Origin of the sequence: Mediterranea massiliensis, assembly GCF_900128475.1 — a bacterium.
In the GTDB taxonomy this organism is placed as follows: domain Bacteria; phylum Bacteroidota; class Bacteroidia; order Bacteroidales; family Bacteroidaceae; genus Bacteroides; species Bacteroides massiliensis_E.
Genome location: NZ_LT635837.1, coordinates 228218 through 249532, shown reverse-complemented (window position 1 = coordinate 249532; position 21315 = coordinate 228218). Strand labels below are relative to the sequence as shown.

The following is a 21315-nucleotide window of genomic DNA, read 5'->3' as shown; positions in this document are numbered from 1 at the left end:
CGCTCAGAAATATTTGGTGATGGATGCGTGGGCAAAGTTGTCCATTTCGTTGATCATGCGTACAGCGGAGTCCACAATGGGATAAGCACAGATGGCACCTGTCCCTTCGCCCAGTCTTAATCCTAAGTTCAACAAAGGTTTGGCATGCAGATAATCCAATACCAGTTTATGCCCGGTTTCGTCGCCGCAATGTCCGAAGATGGCATAGTCCATGACTTCCGGATACAGCCGGCTGGCGGCCAGTATGCAGTTGGTCATGATGAAGCCGTCCACCAAGATCAGCATCTTCAGTTCGGCAGCCTGCAGCATGGCACCGACGGCCATGACCATTTCCAGTCCACCGAAATAGCGCAGGATGTCGCGTGTCGAACCATCGCCGTGGTAGTTTTCCATGCTTTTTTTCAATACCTCATATTTGTGTCGGATACCTGCACGGTCCAGCCCGCTGCCGGCACCGATGCATTCTTCCAAGGGGATGCCGGTGAAGTAGGTCATCCACATGGAGGAAGAAGAAGTGTTGCCGATACCCATTTCGCCGAAACTCAGGACATTGCTTCCTTCCTCGTAACAGCGTCGTACGACTTCGGCTCCGCGTTCCAGACAAAGTTCCATTTCGGCTTCCGTCATGGCTGCTTCATGGAGGTAGTTGGCAGTGCCGCGGCGTACTTTCATATTGATGATGCCTTGTTCGTAGGGCAGGTCATAATCCACTCCCGCATCGACCAGCTTCAATTGGAACCCGTGTTGGCGGCAGAGGAAGTTTACTCCGGCTCCTCCATGCAGGAAGTTGCTCAGTTGTTGCCAGGTCACTTCTTTGGGCGACAGACTGACACCTTCCTCTACAATGCCATGGTCGGCGGCAAAGATGATGTTCTGCGGTTTCTGTAACGTGGGTGTCAGGGTCTGCTGAATCAGCGCCACTTGCAAGGCTATTTCTTCCAGTCGTCCCAACGAGCCTTTCGGCTTCGTCAGGTTATTGATTTTATCTGCAATGGCCGGGCGCATCTGGTCGTCCGGACTTACAATTTGAAAAGTCTTCATACAATATCTTGTTCTATTTTATTTTTACAGGAATTCCCGATACCATCAGCATCACTTCATCGGCTTTCGAGGCGATGTATTGGTTCACCCAACCTTGCAGGTCGGTGAACTTGCGTTGGATTTCGTTCTCCGAAGTTCCGCCGCATCCTATTTCGTTGGTGACGAACAGGAACGTGGCATCTTGTCGGGTAAGTCGGTCAAATTCTTCACGGACTGCCTGAAGGGACGCATCCACATCGCTGTTCAGGGCAAAAAAGAAGTTGGTACACCACAGGGTCACACAGTCTATCAGGACGACTCTTCCGTCTACCTGATGCCGGCTCAGATACTTTTCCTCTTCAATGTTGGTCCATTCGGGACCTCTTCGTTGCTGATGCCGTATGACCCGTTGTCTGAATTCTTCGTCCCAGATATGTGCTGTAGCCATATAAACGGGTGTGGGAGAGAGAGATAATGCCATCTTCTCCGCATAACTGCTTTTGCCCGAACGGGCTCCTCCCGTAATCAAAACAATCCGTTTCATAAGTCTTATTTCTCTAACGGGAAACAAAAATACAAGATTTTATGAATACAGCTATTGCTTTTCACAAAAAAGTATCTATCTTTGCCTCCGCTTTGTGAAAAGATCTGTTTGTAAAGACAAAGATTTCGACAGGCGGCAGTAGCTCAGTTGGTAGAGCATCAGCTTCCCAAGCTGAGGGTCACGGGTTCGAGTCCCGCTTGCCGCTCTTATTGATAATCAGAGATTTACGTGATGTAAATCTCTGATTTTTTTTGTGAAGTAATCGAGGATGGAACGTGCAGGTAGATAAAGTTTCTGTCAAGTCCCTCAAACGGGATATTGTCAAGGTTCAGTTACCCCGGTAGGTAGAGTAACCATAGGGTGACAAGGTAATGGGAACATGATAATGCTTGTTGTCCTTTATTTCGAAGACCACTTCAATGAACGGGTAGAAGGAGGATTGGTGCAGGGACTCAAAATAAGGGCTGATGTGGTAGGTCAGCTTGTAGATACCCCGATGGTCGGTAGTTCCTTCTTCCAGGAAGTCTTTGACCCTTCCGTTTTCATCCGTCAGCTTTTCGTCTATCATCTGCCAGGTGTGGTTGTCCTGTAGTTTGGAGAGGCTGATTTTGACCCCAGAGGCCGGTTGTCCCCGGTTGATGTCCAGTATGTGACTGGAAAGTTGATAGTTGGCTTGTTGGGCGATGGCGGTTGCCGAACATGTCCATGCAACCAATAGAATCCAAATGATTTTTTTCATGTCTTGACTTGTTAATGGATGAATAATATATTGTAATCGTTACAAATATGAAGATTGTTTCTGAAATGGACAATAGCAGGGAGGTTACAGGGTGGATATTTGAGGCTTATTAACGAAAAAATGAAGAGGGAAGATAGCCCTCACGGCCGCCTTCCCTCTTGCTAACTTAAAACAACTAATAAAGAAAATCAAGTTTTCTATCGGATAAACAACAGCTCTCTGTATTTGGGCAGTGTCCACATCTGATTGTCAACTATCAATTCAAGTTTGTCGATGTGATAACGGATTTCTTCCATCATCGGCACGATGTAGTCGTGGTAAGCTACGGCTTTTGAACGTTCGTTGTCCAGCTTGTTGGCCACCTTGCGGGATTCAATCATGGCATCGACGTGTTCCTTGATGAAGGCAGTGCGGTCGGCAATTTCCTCGATAAGTTCCAGGTTCTTGGCCGAGAGTTTGGCAGCCTTTTCGGCAGGGAACAGTCCGTTCATCTTATATACGTTGTCCACCAATTCCGTCTGATATTGTGTGGCAACAGGGATGATATGGTTCATGGCAAGGTCGCCCAATACACGTGCCTCGATCTGAATCTTCTTGGTATACATTTCCCACTTCACTTCGTTGCGGGCTTCAAGCTCCTTGCGGGTCATGACGCCTGTCTTTTCGAACATGGCGATGCTGTCTTCCTTCAGGTAGTTGTCGAAGATGACAGGTACGCTGGTTTCGCAGTCCAGACCGCGGCGGGCAGCTTCGGCTTTCCATTCTTCGCTATAACCGTTGCCGTCGAAGTGGATGGGCTTGCATGTCTTGAGATCGCGGCGGATGACGTCGAGGATGGCCGATACTTTGTCTTCTCCTTTTTCGATAAGGGCATCCACGTCGTGCTTGAAGTCGGTCAGCTGTTCGGCCAGAGCGGCGTTCAGGGCTATCATGGCACTGGCGCAGTTGGCTTCCGAACCTACGGCGCGGAACTCGAAACGGTTGCCGGTGAAGGCGAAGGGGCTGGTGCGGTTACGGTCGGTGTTGTCGATGAGCAGTTCGGGTATCTGCGGGATGTCCAGCTTCATGCCCTGTTTGCCGCTCAGACTGATGAGTTCGCCTTTGTCGCTCTCCTCGATGTGGGCCAATACCTGTGAAAGCTGCTTGCCCAGGAAGGAAGAGATGATGGCAGGAGGTGCTTCGTTGGCGCCCAGACGGTGTGCATTGGTGGCACTGGAGATGCTGGCCTTCAACAGGCCGTTGTGGCGGTAGACGGCCATCAGTGTGTTCACGATGAAGGTGATGAAGCGCAGATTTTCTTCAGCAGTCTTGCCCGGTGCCATCAGCAGTATGCCGGTATCGGTACCCAGAGACCAGTTGTTGTGCTTGCCGCTGCCGTTGACGCCCTTGAAAGGTTTCTCGTGAAGCAGTACGCGGAAGCCGTGGTTACGGGCAATCTTACGCATCAGGGCCATGATAAGCATGTTGTGGTCAACTGCGAGGTTACATTCTTCGTAGATAGGTGCCAGCTCAAACTGGTTGGGAGCTACCTCGTTATGGCGGGTCTTGACAGGGATACCCAGCTTGAGGGCTTCGATTTCAAGTTCTTTCATGAAGGCAGCCACGCGGGGAGGAATGGCGCCGAAGTAGTGGTCTTCCAGCTGCTGGTTCTTGGCAGAGTCGTGTCCGGTCAGTGTACGGCCGGTCATCAGTAGGTCGGGGCGGGCGGCGTAGAGACCTTCATCTACCAGGAAGTATTCCTGTTCCCAGCCCAAGTAGGCATTGACCTTCTTGACGTCGGGGTTGAAATAGTGGCAGACATCGGTTGCTGCTTTGTCAACGGCACGCAAGGCTTTGAGCAGCGGAGCCTTGTAGTCAAGCGATTCACCCGTATACGCGATGAAGATGGTCGGGATACACAGTGTGTCGTCTACGATAAAGGCTGGTGAGGAAGGATCCCAGGCCGAATAGCCGCGTGCTTCGAACGTGTTGCGGATACCGCCGTTGGGGAAGCTGGATGCATCAGGTTCCTGCTGTACGAGCAGTTTGCCGGTAAACTCTTCCATCATGCCGCCCTTGCCGTCGTGTTCCACGAATGCATCGTGCTTTTCGGCCGTACCTTCGGTCAACGGATGGAACCAGTGGGTGTAGTGGGTGGCTCCCATTTCGATGGCCCACTTCTTCATGCCGGCAGCTACTTCATCAGCGATGCTACGGTCCAGCGGGGCACCGTTGTCAATAACGTCCACCAGTTTGTCATATACCTTGCTAGGCAGGTATCTGAACATTTTTTCCCGGTTGAATACATACTTGGCGAAGTATTCCGACGGACGTTCTTTGGGAATCTCTACGGGAACGGGCTTCTTTTTGAAGGCCGTTTCCACTACTCTAAATCTTAACTTTGACATAATTACTTGTTTCTTTATTGGTTTGAAATAGTAAGTGTTGGTTTTCTGTTTTTATTCTTTCTTTATTTATTCGTTCTTTACCCGGTTCCGCAAGCGGCCTTGTTGTCTGTCTGCTTGTGGAACCGGATATGTTTGGATTAGTTGTAGGCCGACTCTCCGTGTTCGTAGATGTCAAGGCCTTCTTCCTCAACGCGTGCCGGAACTCGCAGGCCGTGTATCTTGTCGAGCAGCTTGAAGATGATGTAACCCATCGCTGCAGCCCAGGCTCCAACGACCAAGGCACCGAAAAGTTGTGCACCGAGGAATCCCCAGCCGGCACCGTAGAACAGACCTTCGCTGGTCGAGAAGAGGCCTGTCAGGATGGTACCTGTAAAGCCGCATACACCGTGTACGGAGCTGGCACCAACGGGATCGTCTATTTTCAAGACCTTGTCGATGAACTCTACTGCAAAGATCATCAGTACGCCACAGATGAGTCCGATAATGGCGGCACCTCCTGCCGATACACAGTCGCAACCGGCTGTGACGCCGACCAGACCGGCCAAAATGCCGTTCAGGGTGAGTGAGAGCGACGGTTTGCGATATTTGATCCAGCTGGTGACGAGGGCGGCGAAACCACCGGCGCAAGCTGCAAGGTTGGTCGTCAGGAAGACGTGCGAGATGGCTATCTGGTCATTGGTTGTCGAAGCAGCCAGCTGTGAGCCGGGGTTGAAGCCGAACCAGCCGAACCAGAGGATGAATACACCCAGCGCGGCAATCGTGAGGTTGTGGCCGGGAATGGCTTTGGAACGGCCGTCCTTTCCGTATTTCCCGATACGGGGACCCAGGATAGCGGCGCCTACGAGGGCAATCCATCCGCCTACGGAATGAACCACCGTAGATCCGGCGAAGTCGTGGAATGTGGTGCCGAACAGATTCATCATGAACGAACCCTCTTCACCATTGGTCAGCCAGCCGCCTCCCCAGGTCCAATGACCGGAAATGGGATAAATCAATACGCTGATGGCGATGGTGTAGACCACGTACATGGAGAACTTGGTGCGTTCGGCCATGGCACCCGATACGATGGTGGCCGAAGTGGCGCAGAAGACGGTCTGGAAAATCAGGAATCCTTCGCGGGGAAGTCGGGTGTCCAGGAACGAAAGGTCGAAGAAATGGGGCATCCCAACAAATCCGCCGGCTCCGAACATCAGTCCGAAACCGATGAACCAGAAGAGCAACGAACCCAGCATGAAGTCTACGAAGTTCTTCATCAGGATGTTGCCGGTGTTTTTGGTGCGTGTAAATCCGGCTTCGACCAGTGCGAAGCCTGGCTGCATGAAGAATACGAGCATGGCTGCCAGAAGCATCCAAACGGTATCGATACCTGTGGCCAGTTCGGCCATCGTGTCGGTGGTTGCGGCTTCGTCCGCTTCGCCTGCAAAGGCGGCTGTGCTGCCCAGCAGCAGGCATATGGTGAGGGCTGTGCTTAGCCAGGAACGGCGGCACTTTCTGTAAGTTTTCATACGTCTGTGAGTTTTATTTTTCTTGTTCTGCGTTAAATAATGCGATGTCGCCGCGTTCGGCCGTACGGATGCGGATAGCGTCCTCGATGGGGACGATAAAGATGCGTCCGTCGCCTATTTCACCTGTCCAGGCGGCTTTCTGGATGGCATTCACCGTCTTTTCCACATTCTTGTCGCGCACCACGATGGATACGAGGATGCGTTCGATGGAACTGGTGTCATACATCACGCCTCGGTAGATGCGTGCCTGCCTGGACTTTCCGATGCCTCTTACGTCATAGTAAGAGAACCATTCGATGTCCGCTTCGAGGAGTGCTTCCTTCACGTCCTCGAATTTTGTCTTACGGATGATTGCTTCAATCTTTTTCATACCTATTATACTTGTTAGTGTGTTTGTAATGTGTCCTATAAACTCAGTCCGAATACGAAGTAGGCTCCTTGCGTATAGGGATTGAATACCACCTGTGCGAAGAGCGGGAGTGAGAACTGCTTGGTGACAGGGAGTTCCTTCGACGCTTTCAGCGAGAGGTTGGTCACGTTGAACTTGTCGGCGTAGGCTCCTTCCCAGGGAGTCAGTCCCACTTCGGCATTCCAGTCGAGGCCTGCCAGTTTGAAGGGAGCCGTCAGGGCGATGTAGGTGGAGTAGGAGCGTTTGCCGTCGGCGTTGTGATAGTCCGACCCTGCAAAGTTCGTGTTCCAGCTGATGCCCATGACGCCGAAGTCATATCCGGCTGTTATTTCAAAAACGTGTTGTGTGTTGTGGGCGGCATACTTGAAGTAGCCGATCTGTTGGCTCTCGTCCGAAGGAAAGAACCAGTAGTCCGTCAGGGCCAGGCTCAGTCCGCCGTGGGTATAGCCGAGGATGAAGTCCATCTCTTTCGTGTCTTCCGAATTGAGTCCGACCGACCCCCAGGCTCCCAGTGAGAAACCTTTGTAGGCAACCGACAGATGGGGCTGGATACTGATTCCGCCGCAATCGGTGCCTCGCCAGATGTAACTGCTGACGATGTCGCCGCCTGCCGATGCTTTCACTTTGTCTTGTGCGTTGGCCATGGATGGAATCCCGGCCGCGAGCAGAGCTGCAATGGTGAAGCTCTTGCTCCAGTTGATCTTCGTTTTCATTGCCGTTTCTAATTGAATGAATAAATATGGGTGGCTTCCGGTTGATCGGGCCGGAAGCCGTTCGTTATAGTAGTCGCGCTATACTCTTATTCACTCATTGACTGTGCGGATGTGGCGGGACCGTTCGGTCAGGCCATCCATTTGCGGATGCGCTTCATGGCTTCCACGCAGTCGTCGTGCCGGCCGAAGGCGGTCAGGCGGATAAAGCCTTCGCCGCTGGGGCCGAAACCTACGCCCGGCGTACCCACCACGTTGGCCTCGTAGAGCATCTGTTCGAAGAAGCGCCACGAGCTGATTCCGTCGGGTGTCTTCAGCCAGAGGTAGGGAGCGTTGACACCTCCGTATACCTTCAGCCCTGCGGCTTCCAGTCCTTCTTTCATGGTGGAGGCGTTCTGCATATAGTAGTCGATGTTGGCCTTTACCTGCTCTTTGCCTTCCGGCGTATAGATGGCTTCGGCCGCACGTTGGGTGACGTAGCTGGTGCCGTTGAACTTGGTGCACTGACGGCGCAGCCACAGTTTGTTGAGGGCTACACGGTCTCCGGTCAGGGTGGCGGCTGTAAGTTCCTTGGGAACGACGGTATAGCCGCATCGCAGTCCGGTGAATCCGGCCGTTTTCGAGAAGCTGCGTATCTCGATGGCACATTTCTTGGCTCCCTTTATTTCGTAGATGGAATGGGGAACATCGTCTTCGCGGATATAGGCTTCATAGGCTGCGTCGAAGATGATGAGCGTGTCGTTGTCCAGTGCATAGTCCACCCATTTTTTCAGTTCGGTCTTGGTCAGTGTGGTTCCCGTCGGGTTGTTGGGATAGCACAGGTAGAGCAGGTCGACCCGGTGGGTGGGCAGTTCGGGTATGAAATGGTTCTCTTCCGTGCAGGGCAGGTAAGTGACGTTGCTCCACTTGCCGTCTTCGCCCAGCACGCCCGAGCGTCCGCACATGATGTTGCTGTCCACATAGACGGGGTAAACGGGGTCGGTAATGCCCATGCTGTTGTCCCAGCGCAGCAGTTCGCCGATGTTGCCCGTATCGCTCTTGGCACCGTCGTTGATGAAGATTTCCGAGGGAGAGAGGTGGACGCCTCTCGGGGCGAAGTCATTTTTGAGGATGGCTTCTATCAGGAAGTCATATCCCTGTTCGGGACCGTAGCCGCGGAATGTGCTTTCGTCGGCCATTTCGTCTACGGCCTTGTGCATGGCTTCGATGCAGACGGGCGGCAGAGGCCGGGTCACGTCGCCGATGCCCAGGCGGATGATGTCCTGTTTGGGGTGAGTGATTTTGAATGTGTTGATTTTCTTGGCGATGTCCGAGAACAGGTAGCTGCCCGGCAGTTTCAAGAAGTGTTCGTTTACGAGTGCCATATCTTTATTATTTGTTTTTAAGTTAATTGTCAGTTCAATATGCTTTAGTCCGTTTCTATTTCTCCTTCAAAGACTCGTACGGCCGGCCCTGTCATCAGGACATGTCCTGTAGCGGGATCTCGGTCGATGGTCAGTGTCCCTCCGTCCATTACAATGGCTGTTTCTCCCCGGGTAAGCCCGCTGAAGACGGCAGCTGTAGCCGTGGCACAAGCCCCTGTTCCGCAGGCCAGCGTGATGCCCGAACCTCGTTCCCAGACGCGCATGCGGATGCTGCCGTCTGGACGCATCTGGGCAAACTCTACATTCACCCGGTCGGGGAAGAGGGGGTGATGTTCCAGCCGTGGACCAACCTCTGTAAGGTCAATCTGTGCGAGGTTATCGGTAAATAGAACAAAATGGGGGTTGCCCATGGAGACTGCGATGCCTTCCGTGAAGTCGTAGCCTTCACCCAGCGCTACGGTGTGGATGTCTGTGGCAGGTCCCATGTCGACGGTCACGCTCTCTACCCGGTTGTCCGCCGTGAGGTGCAGCTGCAGCACTTTGATGCCGGAGAGGGTTTCAAGGGTAATCTCGGTTTTTGTTGTGAGTCCTGCTTCGTAGACGTATTTGCCGATGCAGCGTGAGGCGTTGCCGCACATGCGGGCTTCGGAGCCGTCGGCGTTGAAGATGCGCATGCTGAAGTCGGCTATATCGGAGCGGCCAATCAGCACCAGTCCGTCGCTGCCGATGCCTGTATGAGGGCGGCTCCAGGCGATGGCCAGCTGTTCCGGATTTTCTACAGGATATTTCATGGTGTCTACATAAATGTAGTCGTTTCCTGCTCCGTGCATTTTGGTGAATCTGATGGTTGCCATTTTGTTCTTGTATTTTGTATTATATGTTTCTTTTTGTTTTTATTTGCTGCAAATATATGACAATTTGAGTAAATGGTGAATATTTTGCTTCCTCTTTTCTATTGATATTCGATATTTTCTTTCATTTGTAAGTTAGTGTAGCTTATTTTATTTCTGTTTGAAAGATTACGCTTGATAATTGTGATAAAATGAAAGAAGGTGCATCGGCTGCCGTTCGGAAATCGACGGACAGCTGTGCACCTTCTTTCTTTTCGGTCTTGATGGCCCGGTATCAGTATGCGGCTTCGTGTATGCCGGCTACGGCACGGCCGCTGGGGTCGTTCAGGTTTTTGAACGAGGCATCCCAAGCCAGGGCTTCGGCGGTGGAGCAGGCTACGCTGGGGACGCTGGGCACTGAGCGGGCGGCCGAGTCGCTGGGGAAGTGTTCCTCGAAGATGCTGCGGTAGTAGTACTCTTCCTTGTTCTGGGGCGGATTGATGGGGAAGCGTTCGGCTGCATGGGCCATCTGTTCGTCACTGACGGCGGCGGCGGTGATGGCTTTCAGTGTGTCGATCCACGAGTAACCTACTCCGTCGGAGAACTGTTCCTTCTGTCGCCAGGCCACGGCTTCGGGCAGGAGCTGGGCAAAGGCTTCGCGGACGATTTTCTTTTCGATGGTGTGGCCGGGACACATCTTGGCCGCCGGGTTCAGGCGCATGGCCACGTCGAGGAATTCCTTGTCAAGGAAGGGTACGCGGCCTTCGACACCCCAGGCAGACAGACTCTTGTTGGCCCGCAGGCAGTCGTAGAGGTGGAGCTTGGAGAGCTTGCGGACGGTCTCTTCGTGGAAGGCTTGCGGCGTGGGAGCCTTGTGGAAATAGAGGTAACCGCCGAACACCTCGTCTGCTCCTTCACCGCTGAGCACCATCTTGATCCCCATCGACTTGATGACGCGGGCCAGCAGATACATCGGCGTGGAGGCGCGCACGGTGGTGACGTCGTAGGTTTCGATGTAATAGATGACGTCGCGGATGGCGTCCAGTCCTTCCTGAATGGTGTAGTTGATTTCGTGGTGCACCGTACCGATGTGTTCGGCCACCAGCCGCGCTTTCTCCAGATCGGGGGCGCCCTTCAGGCCCACGGCGAAGGAGTGGAGCTGCGGCCACCAGGCGGCCTGCTGTCCGTCGGTTTCGATGCGGCGGTCGGCATAGAGCTTGGCTACGGCCGAGATGACCGACGAGTCCAGACCGCCGGAGAGCAGCACGCCGTAGGGCACGTCGCTCATCAGCTGGCGGCGTACGGCCTCTTCGAGGGCCGTGCGGACGGCTGATACCTGTGCCTGCCAGGCTTCGGGAGCGGTGCCCGAGGTGGCGGCGGTACGGGTGTCGTTGGGTGCCTTGGCGGTATAGTTGTCCTTGACGGCTTCGTAGTCGGTCCAGTCGCGCTTGTACCACGGGCGCATCTTGCCTTCGCGGCTCCAGTAGTAATGTCCGGGAAGGAATGGTTCATATTCGTCGCACATGCCTTCAAGGGCTTTCAGTTCGCTGGCGCAGTAGACGGTTCCGTCGGCATCGCGGCCTATATAAAGAGGTATGACGCCGATGGGGTCGCGGGCAATGAGGAACTCGTCGCGCTCTTCATCATAAAGAGCAAAAGCGAAGATACCGCTCAGCCGTTCGATGAAGTCGGTACCGTAGCGGCGGTAGAGGGCGAGGATGACCTCACAGTCGCTTCCTGTCTGGAACTCATATTCACCGGCAAAGTCGGCGCGGATGTCACGGTGGTTGTAGATTTCGCCGTTGACGGCCAGAATCTGCTTGCGGTCGGGTGAATACAGGGGTTGTCCGCCGCTTTGGGGATCGACGATGGACAGGCGTTCGTGCGCCAGGATGGCCGAGCCTCCGCAGTAGATGCCGCTCCAGTCGGGACCGCGGTGGCGGATGCGTTTGGCCATGGTGAGGGCTTTTTGCCTCAGTTCAGGTGTCTGTTGTTTGATATTGAAGATACAGGCTATTCCACACATAATGTTTTGATGTTTTTTTGAGGGGTTTGTTATACATTTCAATGAGTCAGCATCCGGTCGATGTCGGCGGCGGCACGACGGCCGGCGGCGATGCACTTCACCACGAGGCTGGGGCCTGTGGCTGCGTCGCCCGCTACGACGGCATTCTTCGGCAGCTGGGGCAACTGGGGCTTCAGGAAGCCCATGGCCAGCAGCACGAGGTCGGCTTTGATGACTTCTTTCTTTCCGGTAGGCTTCATGATGGGGCGTCCGCCGTCGGGAGCGGGCAGCCATTCCACTTCTTCCACCTCTACGCCGGTGACGCGGCCGTTTTTGCCGGTGAATTTGTTGGAGTTCAGGCTCCAGCGGCGTGTGCATCCTTCTTCGTGGCTGGAACTGGTTTTCAGCACGAGGGGCCATTGCGGCCAGGGAGTGGCGGGGTTGTAGCCTACGGGCGGTTTGGGCATGATTTCAATCTGCGTGACGCTCAAGGCACCCTGGCGGTGCGAGGTGCCGATGCAGTCGCTGCCCGTGTCGCCGCCGCCGATCACCAGCACGTGCTTGCCCTGGGCGGTGATGCGTTCCTTCGCGTCGAAGGTCTGTCCCGCCACTACGCGGTTCTGCTGTCCCAGCATCTCCATGGCGAAGTGGATGCCTGCCAGGTCGCGTCCGGGGATGGGCAGGTCGCGTGCCTGCGGTGTGCCGGTGCAGACGGCGTAGGCATCGTATCCGTCGGGCAGATTGGCCAGGTCGACGGTCGTATTGGGCTGGAACTTCACGCCTTCGGCCTCCATGATGCGCAGGCGGCGGTCGATGATGTTCTTGCCCAGCTTGAAGTTCGGTATGCCGTAGCGCATCAGGCCTCCTATGCTTTCGTCGCGTTCGAAGACGGTCACATCGTAGCCCCGGCGGTTCAGCTGGTTGGCGGCGGCCAGTCCGGCAGGTCCCGATCCGATGACGGCAACGCGGTGTCCGTTGCGGGCATAGTGCTGCGGCTGGACGTAGCCTTCGCGGAAGGCGGCTTCGATGACGGCGGCCTCGTCTTCACGGATGGTGACGGGGGCGTCTAACGCGAGTTTCAGCACGCACGACTTCTCGCACAGGGCCGGGCAGATGCGTCCCGTAAATTCGGGGAAGTCGTTCGTGCGGCTCAGGATGTAGTAGGCCTTCTCCCATTCGCCCTTGTACAGGGCGTCCTGGAACTCGGGCGGGCGGTTGCCCAGCGGGCAGGCCCAGTGGCAGAACGGCACGCCGCAGTCCATGCAGCGGCTGGCCTGCAGCTTGCGTTCGCTGGTGTTGAGCGTCTGCTCCACCTCGCTATAATCGTTTATACGTTCGTGTATCGGTCTGTATCCCGCTTCTTGGCGCGGGATGGTGAGAAATGCTTTCGGGTTTCCCATATGATAATTGATAATTAAGAATTGAGAATTGAAAATTCAGGAGTGAAGGAGTCAAGAAGTGAAGCCAATAGCTCTGCGTGATGATTTGTCTTATGGTCAACCGAACTGTCGGCTTGACTCCTTAACTTCTTTATCTCCTTAACTTTTGTTTTTAATAGTCTCTCTGTACCTCCGCAATCTTCTGTTGCAGTTTGCGCATCTGTTCTTCGGCCAGCACCTTCTTGTACTCGATGGGGGTTACCTGGATGAACTCTTCGACGTAGCGTGGCCAGTTGTCGAGCATGGTGCGTGCCAGTGCCGATCCCGTGTAGAGGTAGTGCTGGCGGATAAGTTCGTGCAGCTCCTTGCGCGAAGTGGCGTCCTCGAGCAGCGACAGTTCCACCATGTCCATGTTGCAGAAGTAGTCGAATGTGCCGCGGGGGTCCCACACGTAAGCCACGCCGCCGCTCATGCCGGCAGCAAAGTTGCGGCCCGTCTGGCCCAGTACGACGACACGTCCGCCGGTCATGTACTCGCAGCAGTGGTCGCCCACACCCTCGACGACGGCAATGGCGCCCGAGTTGCGCACGGCAAAGCGTTCGCCCGCCCGTCCGTTGATGTAGACCTCGCCGCTGGTGGCACCGTAGAGCAGGGTGTTGCCCACGATGGTATTCTGTTCGGCGGCAAAGTTGCTGCGTACGGGCGGTTGTACGGCGATGTGTCCGCCGCTCAGTCCCTTGCCCAGGTAGTCGTTGGCCTCGCCCTCCAGCTTGAAGCTGATGCCGTGGGCCAGAAAGGCGCCGAAGCTCTGTCCGGCCGAGCCTTTGAACTTCACGCTGATGGTACCGTCAGGCAGGCCGTCGTTGCCATACTTTGCAGCTACGGCTCCCGAGAGCATGGCGCCCACGGCGCGGTCGGTATTGCCGATGGCATATTCCAGCGACACTTCGTGGCGGTCGGTCAGGGCGGGAGCGGCGGCCTTCAGCATTTCCACGTCTTTCACGTGCTCAATGTCGTGCTGCTGCTGGGTGCAGTGGTGCAGGGCGGCGCCGTTCTCCACGCGGTGGAGCATGCGTCCGAAGTCCAGCAGGCTGGCCTTGCTGCCTGCCACTGCCTGCCGGAGTTCGATGAGGTCGGTGCGGCCCACGATGTCATTCAGACTCTTGAAGCCCATCTCGGCCAGATATTCGCGTACCTCCTGGGCCAGGAAGCGGAAGTAGTTCACTACATATTTATAATGTCCGCGGAAGTGTTCGCGCAGGCGCGGGTCTTGCGTGGCCACGCCCACGGGACACGTGTTGGAGTGACACTTGCGCATCATCACGCAGCCCAGTACGATGAGGGCCGTGGTACCGAAGGCAAATTCTTCGGCGCCCAGCAGGGCCATGCTGATGATGTCGCGTCCCGTTTTCAGCTGTCCGTCGGTCTGCAGGCGTACCTGTCCGCGCAGGCCGTTCAGCACCAGCGTCTGCTGCGTTTCGCTCAGGCCTATCTCAGGCGGGATGCCCGCATAGCGGATGGACGAGGCCGGCGATGCGCCGGTACCGCCCTCGGCTCCGGAGATAACGATGAGGTCGGCTTTCGCCTTGGCCACGCCGGCAGCGATGGTTCCCACACCGCTCTCGGCCACGAGCTTCACGCTGATGGCGGCATGCGGGTTCACGTTCTTCAGGTCGAAGATGAGCTGTGCCAGGTCTTCGATGGAGTAGATGTCGTGGTGGGGCGGGGGTGAGATGAGCGAGATGCCGGGGATGGAGTGGCGCGTGCGGGCGATGACCTCGTCCACCTTGAAGCCCGGCAGCTGTCCGCCTTCGCCCGGCTTGGCTCCCTGTGCCACCTTGATCTGTATTTCCTCGGCGTTCACCAGGTATTCCGCCGTCACGCCGAAGCGGCCCGAAGCCACCTGCTTCGTCTTGCTCGACAGGCTGATGCCGTCCACCTTTTCATGGAAGCGGATGCTGTCTTCGCCGCCTTCGCCCGTGTTGCTGCGTGCGCCCAGCTCGTTCATGGCCAGTGCCAGTGCCTCGTGGGCCTCCTTGCTGATTGCACCGAACGAGATGGCTCCCGTCACGAAGTGCTTCACGATGCTTTCCACCGGTTCTACCTGTTCGATGTCGATCGGGTTGCGGCGGAAGCCGAAGAAGTCGCGCAGGAAGAGGGGAGCCTCCTTCTCGTCCACCGTGCGGGTGAATTCCTTGAACTTCGCGTAGCTGCCCAGGCGTGTGGCCAGTTGCAGGCGGCTGATGGTATCGGGGTTCCACGCATGGCGTTCGCCGTCCCTGCGGTAGGACATCTGTCCGATGTAGGGCAGCAGCGGGTCCATTTGTGCCGGGACGAAGCCGTTGTCGTGGAAGGTGATGTAGTCCTTGGCGATTTCTTCCAGCCGGATGCCGCCGACGGTCGACGCCTCCGTTCCGAAGTAGCTCTTGAGCAGTTCCTCGCTCAGTCCTACGGCCTCGAATATCTTTGCGCCGCGGTACGAGCGGATGGTGCTGATACCCATCTTGCTGATAATCTTGTAAAGTCCCTTGCAGATGGCTTTGATGTAGTTCTTCTCGGCCGTTTCGTAGTTCATCTGCACTTCCCCTTTCTTTACCAGGTCGTCCAGCACGGCATAGGCCATGTAGGGACAGATGGCGCTGGCGCCGTAGCCCAGCAGCAGGGCGGCGTGCATCACTTCGCGTATCTCGCCGCTCTCTACGATGAGGGCCGTCTGTACACGCTTCTGTACGCTGATGAGGTGATGGTGCACCGCGCTGATGGCCAGCAGCGACGGGATGGCGGCCTGCCGGGCGTCAATGCCGCGGTCGGACAGGATGATGTAGTTGGCTCCGTCGGTCACGGCCTGCTCGGCTTCCTTGCACAGCTGCTCCAGGGCCTCCTGCAAGCCCGCCTTGCCGCGTGACGCTTCGAAGAGCATCGGCAGCTTCACCGTGTTGAATCCCTTGTAGCGGATGTTGCACAGGATGTCCAGCTGGGTGTTGGTCAGTATCGGGTGGGGCAGGCGCACCATCTTGCAGTGCGTTTCGTTGGGCAGCAGGATGTTCATGCCCACGGCGCCGATGTACTCGGTGAGCGACATCACCAGCTCCTCGCGGATGGGGTCGATGGCCGGGTTGGTCACCTGCGCAAACTGCTGGCGGAAGTAGTTGAACAGCAGTTGCGGCTGGTCGCTCAGCACCGCCAGCGGGGTGTCGTTGCCCATCGAGGCGGTAGGCTCGGCCCCGTTGCTGCACATGGGCATCAGGATGCGCTCCACGTCCTCGCGGGTATAGCCGAAGGCGCGCAGGCGGCGGTCGTAGTCGTCCACCGTGTTGGCCACCTTGCGTCCGCTCTTCAGGGCATCCAGTTCGATGCGGTTGGCCGACAGCCATTGGCGGTAGGGCTTGGCGGCGGCCAGTTGTTCCTTCAGCTCGCCGTCGTAGTAGATGCGTCCTTCCTCGGTGTCCACCATCAGGATCTTGCCGGGCTGCAGCCGTCCCTTTTCCTTTATTTTCTCTGCTTCAAAGCTGATGACGCCCGCTTCGCTGGCCACGACCATCATGCCGTCGTGCGTGATGAGGTAGCGGGCCGGGCGCAGGCCGTTGCGGTCCAGCATGCCGCCTGCATAGCGGCCGTCGCTGAAGAGCAGGGCGGCCGGGCCGTCCCAGGGCTCCATCAGGATGGAGTGGTATTCGTAGAAAGCCTTCAGGTCTTCGCTGATGGGATTCTTGTCGTTGAACGATTCGGGCACGAGCATGGCCATGGCGTGCGGCAGGCTCAGGCCGGACATGACGAAGAATTCCAGCACGTTGTCCAGCGAGGCAGAGTCGCTCATGTTGGGCTGGATGATGGGGCGGATGTCCTTCACGTTGCCCAGTGTCGGGGTGGAGAGGACGCTTTCGCGGGCCTCCATCCAGCCCCGGTTGCCGCGGATGGTGTTGATTTCGCCGTTGTGGGCCAGCAGGCGGAACGGCTGTGCCAGGCTCCACGTGGGGAAGGTGTTCGTGCTGAAGCGCGAATGGACGATGGCCAGGCCGCTGGTGAAGTAGGGTTGCGTCAGGTCGCTGAAGTAGGCCCTCACCTGGGTGGACGACAGCATACCTTTATATATAATGGTGCGGCTCGAAAGCGACACGATGTAGAAGTCCTTGTGGTGTACGCGCTGCTCTATCTTCTTGCGGATGATGTAGAGCGTGCGTTCCAGGTTCTCCGTGTGTCCGGCACCGGTAATGAACACCTGCTTGATGTCCGGCTCCGTCTCGCGGGCGCTTTGTCCCAGAATGTCCGAGTTGACAGGCACGGCGCGGAGGTGCATCAGCGTGAGTCCTTCGCGCTCCACCTCTTCTATAATGATGCTCAGGATGTGTTCCTGTTCCTTGGGGTCTTTGGGCAGGAAGATGAGCCCCGTGCCGTATTTGCCTTTTTCGGGTACCGGAATGCCTTGCAGCAGGATGAATTCATGCGGTATCTGTACCATGATGCCGGCTCCGTCGCCGGTCTTGTTGTCGGCCCCTTCGGCTCCGCGGTGCTTCATGTTCTCCAGCACTCGCAGGGCAGAGTCCACCAGTTCGTGCGATTTGCCTCCGTGCAGGTTTACTATCATGCCCACGCCGCAGGCATCGTGTTCGTTGGCCGCATCGTACAATCCGCATTGTCGGTAGCCTGTGTTCCTCTCAGTCTCTCTTTTTGCTCTGTTCAAATGCTCTTGATTCTTCATTGTTGCTTTCGTATTTATGTTTTTGTATGCCATATTGTGTCATTATGCGTGCAAATATAGCTATAATTCTTTCTATTTGCGTTTATTGCGCAGGCTTTTGTTGTCCTGCTTTTATCTATATCTGCCGTATAGTTTGCATTTGCAATGTTTGCACCCTGTTTTTCTTTCAGTTCATAATATATCGTTCGCTATATGTTTCATATTGTAATATTCATTGTGTTGCTGAAATAAAATATGGATGAACTATTGTTTTGTATATTCTTTCTTTGCGTGATATTCTGATAAATAAATTGTATAAAAACAAAGCAAAAAGAATTGGAAAATCGTATCTTTGCATCGGAATTTCGGAAAAGAATAACAGAACAATCCAGATAGCGATATGGAACCATTAAAACATGAATGCGGTGTGGCGATGATACGCCTGCTCAAGCCGCTCGACTATTATCAGAAAAAGTATGGCACGTGGATGTACGGGCTCAACAAGCTCTATTTGTTGATGGAAAAACAGCACAACCGCGGACAGGAAGGGGCCGGGCTGGCCTGCGTCAAGCTGGCGGCCAATCCCGGCGAGGAATACATGTTCCGCGAACGGGCCCTGGGCTCGGGAGCCATTACCGAAATCTTTTCCACCGTGCAGAGCCACTTCAAGGACCTGACGCCCGAGCAGCTGGCCGATGCCGACTATGCTGAGAAATACCTTCCTTTTGCCGGTGAAGTCTATATGGGCCACCTGCGCTATTCCACCACCGGAAAGTCCGGACTCTCGTATGTACATCCTTTCCTGCGCCGCAACAACTGGCGTGCCAAGAACCTCGCCCTTTGCGGCAACTTCAACCTGACCAACGTCGACGAAATATTTGCCCGCATCACCGCCATGGGGCAGCATCCCCGCAAGTATGCCGATACCTACATCATGCTCGAGCAGGTGGGCCACCGCCTGGACCGCGAGGTGGAGCGCCTGTTCAACCAGGCCGAAGCCGAGGGGTTGACGGGCATGGGCATCACCCACTACATAGAGGAACATGTGGACCTGGCCAACGTGCTGCGCACGTCGAGCCGGGAGTGGGACGGCGGCTACGTGATGTGCGGCCTGACGGGCAGCGGCGAGAGCTTTGCCATCCGCGACCCGTGGGGCATCCGTTCGGCCTTCTGGTATCAGGACGACGAGATAGCCGTGCTGGCCAGCGAGCGTCCGGTGATACAGACCGTGCTCAACGTGCCGGCCGACAGCATCCGCGAACTGCAGCCGGGACAGGCCATCTTCATCAGCAAGGCGGGCCGCCTGCGCACGGTGCAGATCAACAAGCCCCGTGAGTTCCGTCCCTGCTCCTTCGAGCGCATCTACTTCAGCCGCGGCAGCGACATGGACATCTACCGCGAACGCAAGCTGCTGGGCAAGAAGCTGGTGCCCAGCATCCTGAAGGCAGTCAACTACGACATCGACCACACAGTCTTCTCCTTCATCCCCAACACGGCCGAAGTGGCCTTCTACGGCATGCTTCAGGGGCTGGACGAGTACCTGAACGAGGAGAAGGTGAAGCAGATTGCCGCCCTGGGCCACAACCCCAGCCACGACGAGCTGGAGCGCATCCTCTCGCGCCGCATCCGCAGCGAGAAGGTGGCCATCAAGGACATCAAGCTGCGCACGTTCATTGCCGAGGGCAACACGCGCAACGACCTGGCCGCCCACGTCTACGACATCACCTACGGCAGCCTGGAGGCGGGCGTGGACAACCTCGTCATCATCGACGACTCCATCGTACGAGGCACCACGCTGCGGCAGAGCATCATCGGCATCCTGGACCGCCTGAACCCGAAGAAGATTGTCATCGTCAGCTCGTCGCCGCAGGTGCGCTACCCCGACTACTACGGCATCGACATGGCCCGCATGAGCGAGTTCATCGCTTTCAAGGCGGCAATCGAACTGCTGCGCGACCGCGACATGAAGGACGTCATCGCTGCCGTCTACCGCAAGGCCAAGGCGCAGGCCGACCTGCCCAAGGAGCAGATGGTGAACTATGTTAAGAACATCTACGCTCCCTTCACCGACGACGAGATAGCGGCCAAGATGGTGGAACTGCTCAAGCCCGAGAATGTCCGTGCCAAGGTGCAGATTGTTTACCAGCCCCTCGAAGGGCTGCACGAGGCCTGCCCCAACCATCCGGGCGACTGGTACTTCAGCGGCAACTATCCCACGCCCGGTGGCGTGAAGTTGCTCAACAAGGCTTTCATCGACTACATCGAACAAGTCTATCAATTCTAAGTATATGGAAGAAGAACAGAAGCAGAAGGACAAAGGAAATATCGACGGTTCCTCGTTAGCCATCGGCCTGTCATTAGGTACGGCCTTGGGTATCATTCTCGACAACCTGGCCCTCTGGTTGCCCATGGGTGTAGCCATGGCCTTTTCTCTGAGTGTGATGAAGAAGAGAAAGAACAAAGACAACAACAGTAACAATAACGATACGAACAAACAATGAGAAACGTAACCCTTATCCTCGACGACGGTACCCGCTTCCGCGGCCAGTCGTTCGGTTATGAAAAGCCGGTAGCAGGCGAGGTGGTGTTCAATACGGCCATGACGGGATATCCCGAGAGCCTGACGGACCCCTCGTATGCCGGCCAGTTGATGACTCTGACCTACCCGTTGGTGGGCAATTACGGCGTGCCGCCCTTCACCATCGAAGGCAACGGACTGGCCACCTTCATGGAGAGCGAGAAGATACACGCCGAGGCCATCATCGTGAGCGACTACTCCGAGAACTACAGCCACTGGAACGCCATGGAAAGCCTGGCCGACTGGCTGAAGCGCGAACACGTGCCCGGCATCACGGGCATTGACACCCGCGAGCTGACCAAGGTGCTGCGCGAGCATGGCGTCATGATGGGGCGCATCGTATTCGATGAAAATGAAGAATTAAGAATGAAGAATGAAGAATTGCCGTGCGGCGCCGCAGTGCAGCCTGATTCTTCATTCGGAGGCGAAGCCGACATTCTTCATTCTTCATTCAACTACGGAGAGGTGAACTACGTGGACCGCGTCTCCTGCAAGGACATCATCGTCTACGCCGCAGGGGAGAGCAAGACCTTCCCCGTCTCCACCCCGAAGGAAGAACTCAACTCTCAACTCTCCACTCTCAACTCTCCACTCAAGAAGGTCGTCCTCGTTGACTGCGGCGTCAAGACCAACATCCTGCGCTGCCTCCTGCGCCGGGGCGTGGAGGTCATCCGCGTGCCCTGGGACTACGACTTCAACGGGCTGCAGTTCGACGGCCTCTTCATCTCCAACGGGCCGGGCGACCCCGACACGTGCGACGCCGCCGTGCAGAACATCCGCCGCGCTATGGCCAATGAAAAGCTCCCCATCTTCGGCATCTGCATGGGCAACCAGCTCCTCTCCAAGGCCGGAGGCGCGCGGATATACAAGCTGAAGTACGGACACCGCAGCCACAACCAGCCCGTGCGCATGGTGGGCACGGACCGCTGCTTCATCACCAGTCAGAACCATGGCTACGCAGTGGACAACAACACGCTGGGCGCCGACTGGGAACCGCTGTTCGTCAACATGAACGACGGCTCCAACGAGGGCATCCGCCACAAGCGCAACCCCTGGTTCTCCGCCCAGTTCCACCCCGAAGCCGCTTCGGGACCCACGGACACGGAGTTCCTCTTCGACGAGTTCGTCCGCCTGCTCTGATGTAAAGAAAAGTCTCTACGACCCTTC

General features: G+C 56.1%; 15 protein-coding genes and 1 tRNA gene. 4 read left to right on the top strand and 12 right to left on the bottom strand.

The window, feature by feature from the left end:
* Nucleotides 1-3 precede the first annotated feature (3 nt).
* A complete protein-coding gene (gene cobT, locus BQ7483_RS08925) occupies nt 4-1041 on the bottom strand; it encodes a nicotinate-nucleotide--dimethylbenzimidazole phosphoribosyltransferase (RefSeq protein WP_072545645.1) in 1038 nt (345 codons plus the stop codon).
* A 13-nt stretch (nt 1042-1054) separates the two neighbouring features.
* Nucleotides 1055-1564 (bottom strand): bifunctional adenosylcobinamide kinase/adenosylcobinamide-phosphate guanylyltransferase, encoded by a 510-nt coding sequence (gene cobU / locus BQ7483_RS08920; RefSeq protein WP_072545644.1) that lies wholly within the window; start codon nt 1562-1564, stop codon nt 1055-1057.
* A gap of 132 nt (nt 1565-1696) precedes the next feature.
* Here cobU and BQ7483_RS08915 point away from each other — a divergent pair.
* Nucleotides 1697-1769 (top strand) — tRNA-Gly (locus tag BQ7483_RS08915).
* A gap of 123 nt (nt 1770-1892) precedes the next feature.
* On the opposite strand, the gene uraH is transcribed toward BQ7483_RS08915, so the two are convergent.
* From uraH to gltB, 10 genes are all read right to left on the bottom strand, one after another.
* The gene (gene uraH, locus BQ7483_RS08910; RefSeq protein ID WP_072545643.1) at nt 1893-2303 is read right to left on the bottom strand and encodes a hydroxyisourate hydrolase; all 411 of its coding nucleotides are present in this window, start codon (nt 2301-2303) and stop codon (nt 1893-1895) included.
* A 197-nt stretch (nt 2304-2500) separates the two neighbouring features.
* Nucleotides 2501-4690, bottom strand: coding sequence for a glutamine synthetase III family protein (locus BQ7483_RS08905; protein ID WP_072545642.1), 2190 nt, complete (start codon nt 4688-4690; stop codon nt 2501-2503).
* Nucleotides 4691-4827: 137 nt separating this feature from the next.
* Nucleotides 4828-6075, bottom strand: a complete 1248-nt coding sequence (locus BQ7483_RS08900) for an ammonium transporter (protein WP_327028122.1) — start codon at nt 6073-6075, stop codon at nt 4828-4830.
* A 133-nt stretch (nt 6076-6208) separates the two neighbouring features.
* Nucleotides 6209-6565 carry a P-II family nitrogen regulator gene (locus BQ7483_RS08895; protein ID WP_022020932.1) on the bottom strand — a complete coding sequence of 119 codons (357 nt, stop codon included), beginning with the start codon at nt 6563-6565 and terminating at the stop codon, nt 6209-6211.
* A gap of 35 nt (nt 6566-6600) precedes the next feature.
* A complete protein-coding gene (locus tag BQ7483_RS08890) occupies nt 6601-7317 on the bottom strand; it encodes a TorF family putative porin (protein ID WP_072545641.1) in 717 nt (238 codons plus the stop codon).
* 128 nt (nt 7318-7445) lie between these two features.
* Complete coding sequence (locus tag BQ7483_RS08885; protein WP_022020934.1) at nt 7446-8678, bottom strand: LL-diaminopimelate aminotransferase; 1233 nt, start codon at nt 8676-8678, stop codon at nt 7446-7448.
* Nucleotides 8679-8722: 44 nt separating this feature from the next.
* Nucleotides 8723-9532, bottom strand: a complete 810-nt coding sequence (gene dapF, locus BQ7483_RS08880) for a diaminopimelate epimerase (RefSeq protein WP_072545640.1) — start codon at nt 9530-9532, stop codon at nt 8723-8725.
* 271 nt (nt 9533-9803) lie between these two features.
* Nucleotides 9804-11534 carry an asparagine synthase B gene (gene asnB / locus BQ7483_RS08875; RefSeq protein WP_022020936.1) on the bottom strand — a complete coding sequence of 577 codons (1731 nt, stop codon included), beginning with the start codon at nt 11532-11534 and terminating at the stop codon, nt 9804-9806.
* A gap of 38 nt (nt 11535-11572) precedes the next feature.
* Complete coding sequence (locus BQ7483_RS08870) at nt 11573-12913, bottom strand: glutamate synthase subunit beta (RefSeq protein ID WP_072545639.1); 1341 nt, start codon at nt 12911-12913, stop codon at nt 11573-11575.
* A gap of 151 nt (nt 12914-13064) precedes the next feature.
* Nucleotides 13065-17591 carry a glutamate synthase large subunit gene (gene gltB, locus BQ7483_RS08865; RefSeq protein WP_072545785.1) on the bottom strand — a complete coding sequence of 1509 codons (4527 nt, stop codon included), beginning with the start codon at nt 17589-17591 and terminating at the stop codon, nt 13065-13067.
* Nucleotides 17592-17970: 379 nt separating this feature from the next.
* Here gltB and BQ7483_RS08860 point away from each other — a divergent pair, with 379 nt between their 5' ends.
* From BQ7483_RS08860 to carA, 3 genes are read left to right on the top strand one after another with little or no spacing between them, the layout of a single operon-like run.
* On the top strand, nt 17971-19854 hold the full coding sequence (locus tag BQ7483_RS08860; RefSeq protein ID WP_072545638.1) for an amidophosphoribosyltransferase: 1884 nt from the start codon (nt 17971-17973) through the stop codon (nt 19852-19854).
* 4 nt (nt 19855-19858) lie between these two features.
* Nucleotides 19859-20071: a glycine zipper domain-containing protein gene (locus BQ7483_RS08855; protein WP_072545637.1), complete on the top strand. Its 213-nt coding sequence runs from the start codon at nt 19859-19861 to the stop codon at nt 20069-20071.
* On the top strand, nt 20068-21288 hold the full coding sequence (carA, locus tag BQ7483_RS08850; protein WP_072545636.1) for a glutamine-hydrolyzing carbamoyl-phosphate synthase small subunit: 1221 nt from the start codon (nt 20068-20070) through the stop codon (nt 21286-21288). The genes BQ7483_RS08855 and carA overlap by 4 nt, the downstream gene beginning before the upstream one ends.
* Nucleotides 21289-21315: the final 27 nt, after the last annotated feature.

Excerpts from the sequence above, each read along its gene's own strand:
- cobT (WP_072545645.1), bottom strand. The coding sequence starts at position 1,041 with ATGAAGACTTTTCAAATTGTAAGTCCGGACGACCAGATGCGCCCGGCC.
- cobU (WP_072545644.1), bottom strand. The coding sequence starts at position 1,564 with ATGAAACGGATTGTTTTGATTACGGGAGGAGCCCGTTCGGGCAAAAGC.
- uraH (WP_072545643.1), bottom strand. The coding sequence starts at position 2,303 with ATGAAAAAAATCATTTGGATTCTATTGGTTGCATGGACATGTTCGGCA.
- BQ7483_RS08905 (WP_072545642.1), bottom strand. The coding sequence starts at position 4,690 with ATGTCAAAGTTAAGATTTAGAGTAGTGGAAACGGCCTTCAAAAAGAAG.
- BQ7483_RS08900 (WP_327028122.1), bottom strand. The coding sequence starts at position 6,075 with ATGGCCGAACTGGCCACAGGTATCGATACCGTTTGGATGCTTCTGGCA.
- BQ7483_RS08895 (WP_022020932.1), bottom strand. The coding sequence starts at position 6,565 with ATGAAAAAGATTGAAGCAATCATCCGTAAGACAAAATTCGAGGACGTG.
- BQ7483_RS08890 (WP_072545641.1), bottom strand. The coding sequence starts at position 7,317 with ATGAAAACGAAGATCAACTGGAGCAAGAGCTTCACCATTGCAGCTCTG.
- BQ7483_RS08885 (WP_022020934.1), bottom strand. The coding sequence starts at position 8,678 with ATGGCACTCGTAAACGAACACTTCTTGAAACTGCCGGGCAGCTACCTG.
- dapF (WP_072545640.1), bottom strand. The coding sequence starts at position 9,532 with ATGGCAACCATCAGATTCACCAAAATGCACGGAGCAGGAAACGACTAC.
- asnB (WP_022020936.1), bottom strand. The coding sequence starts at position 11,534 with ATGTGTGGAATAGCCTGTATCTTCAATATCAAACAACAGACACCTGAA.
- BQ7483_RS08870 (WP_072545639.1), bottom strand. The coding sequence starts at position 12,913 with ATGGGAAACCCGAAAGCATTTCTCACCATCCCGCGCCAAGAAGCGGGA.
- gltB (WP_072545785.1), bottom strand. The coding sequence starts at position 17,591 with ATGAAGAATCAAGAGCATTTGAACAGAGCAAAAAGAGAGACTGAGAGG.
- BQ7483_RS08860 (WP_072545638.1), top strand. The coding sequence starts at position 17,971 with ATGGAACCATTAAAACATGAATGCGGTGTGGCGATGATACGCCTGCTC.
- BQ7483_RS08855 (WP_072545637.1), top strand. The coding sequence starts at position 19,859 with ATGGAAGAAGAACAGAAGCAGAAGGACAAAGGAAATATCGACGGTTCC.
- carA (WP_072545636.1), top strand. The coding sequence starts at position 20,068 with ATGAGAAACGTAACCCTTATCCTCGACGACGGTACCCGCTTCCGCGGC.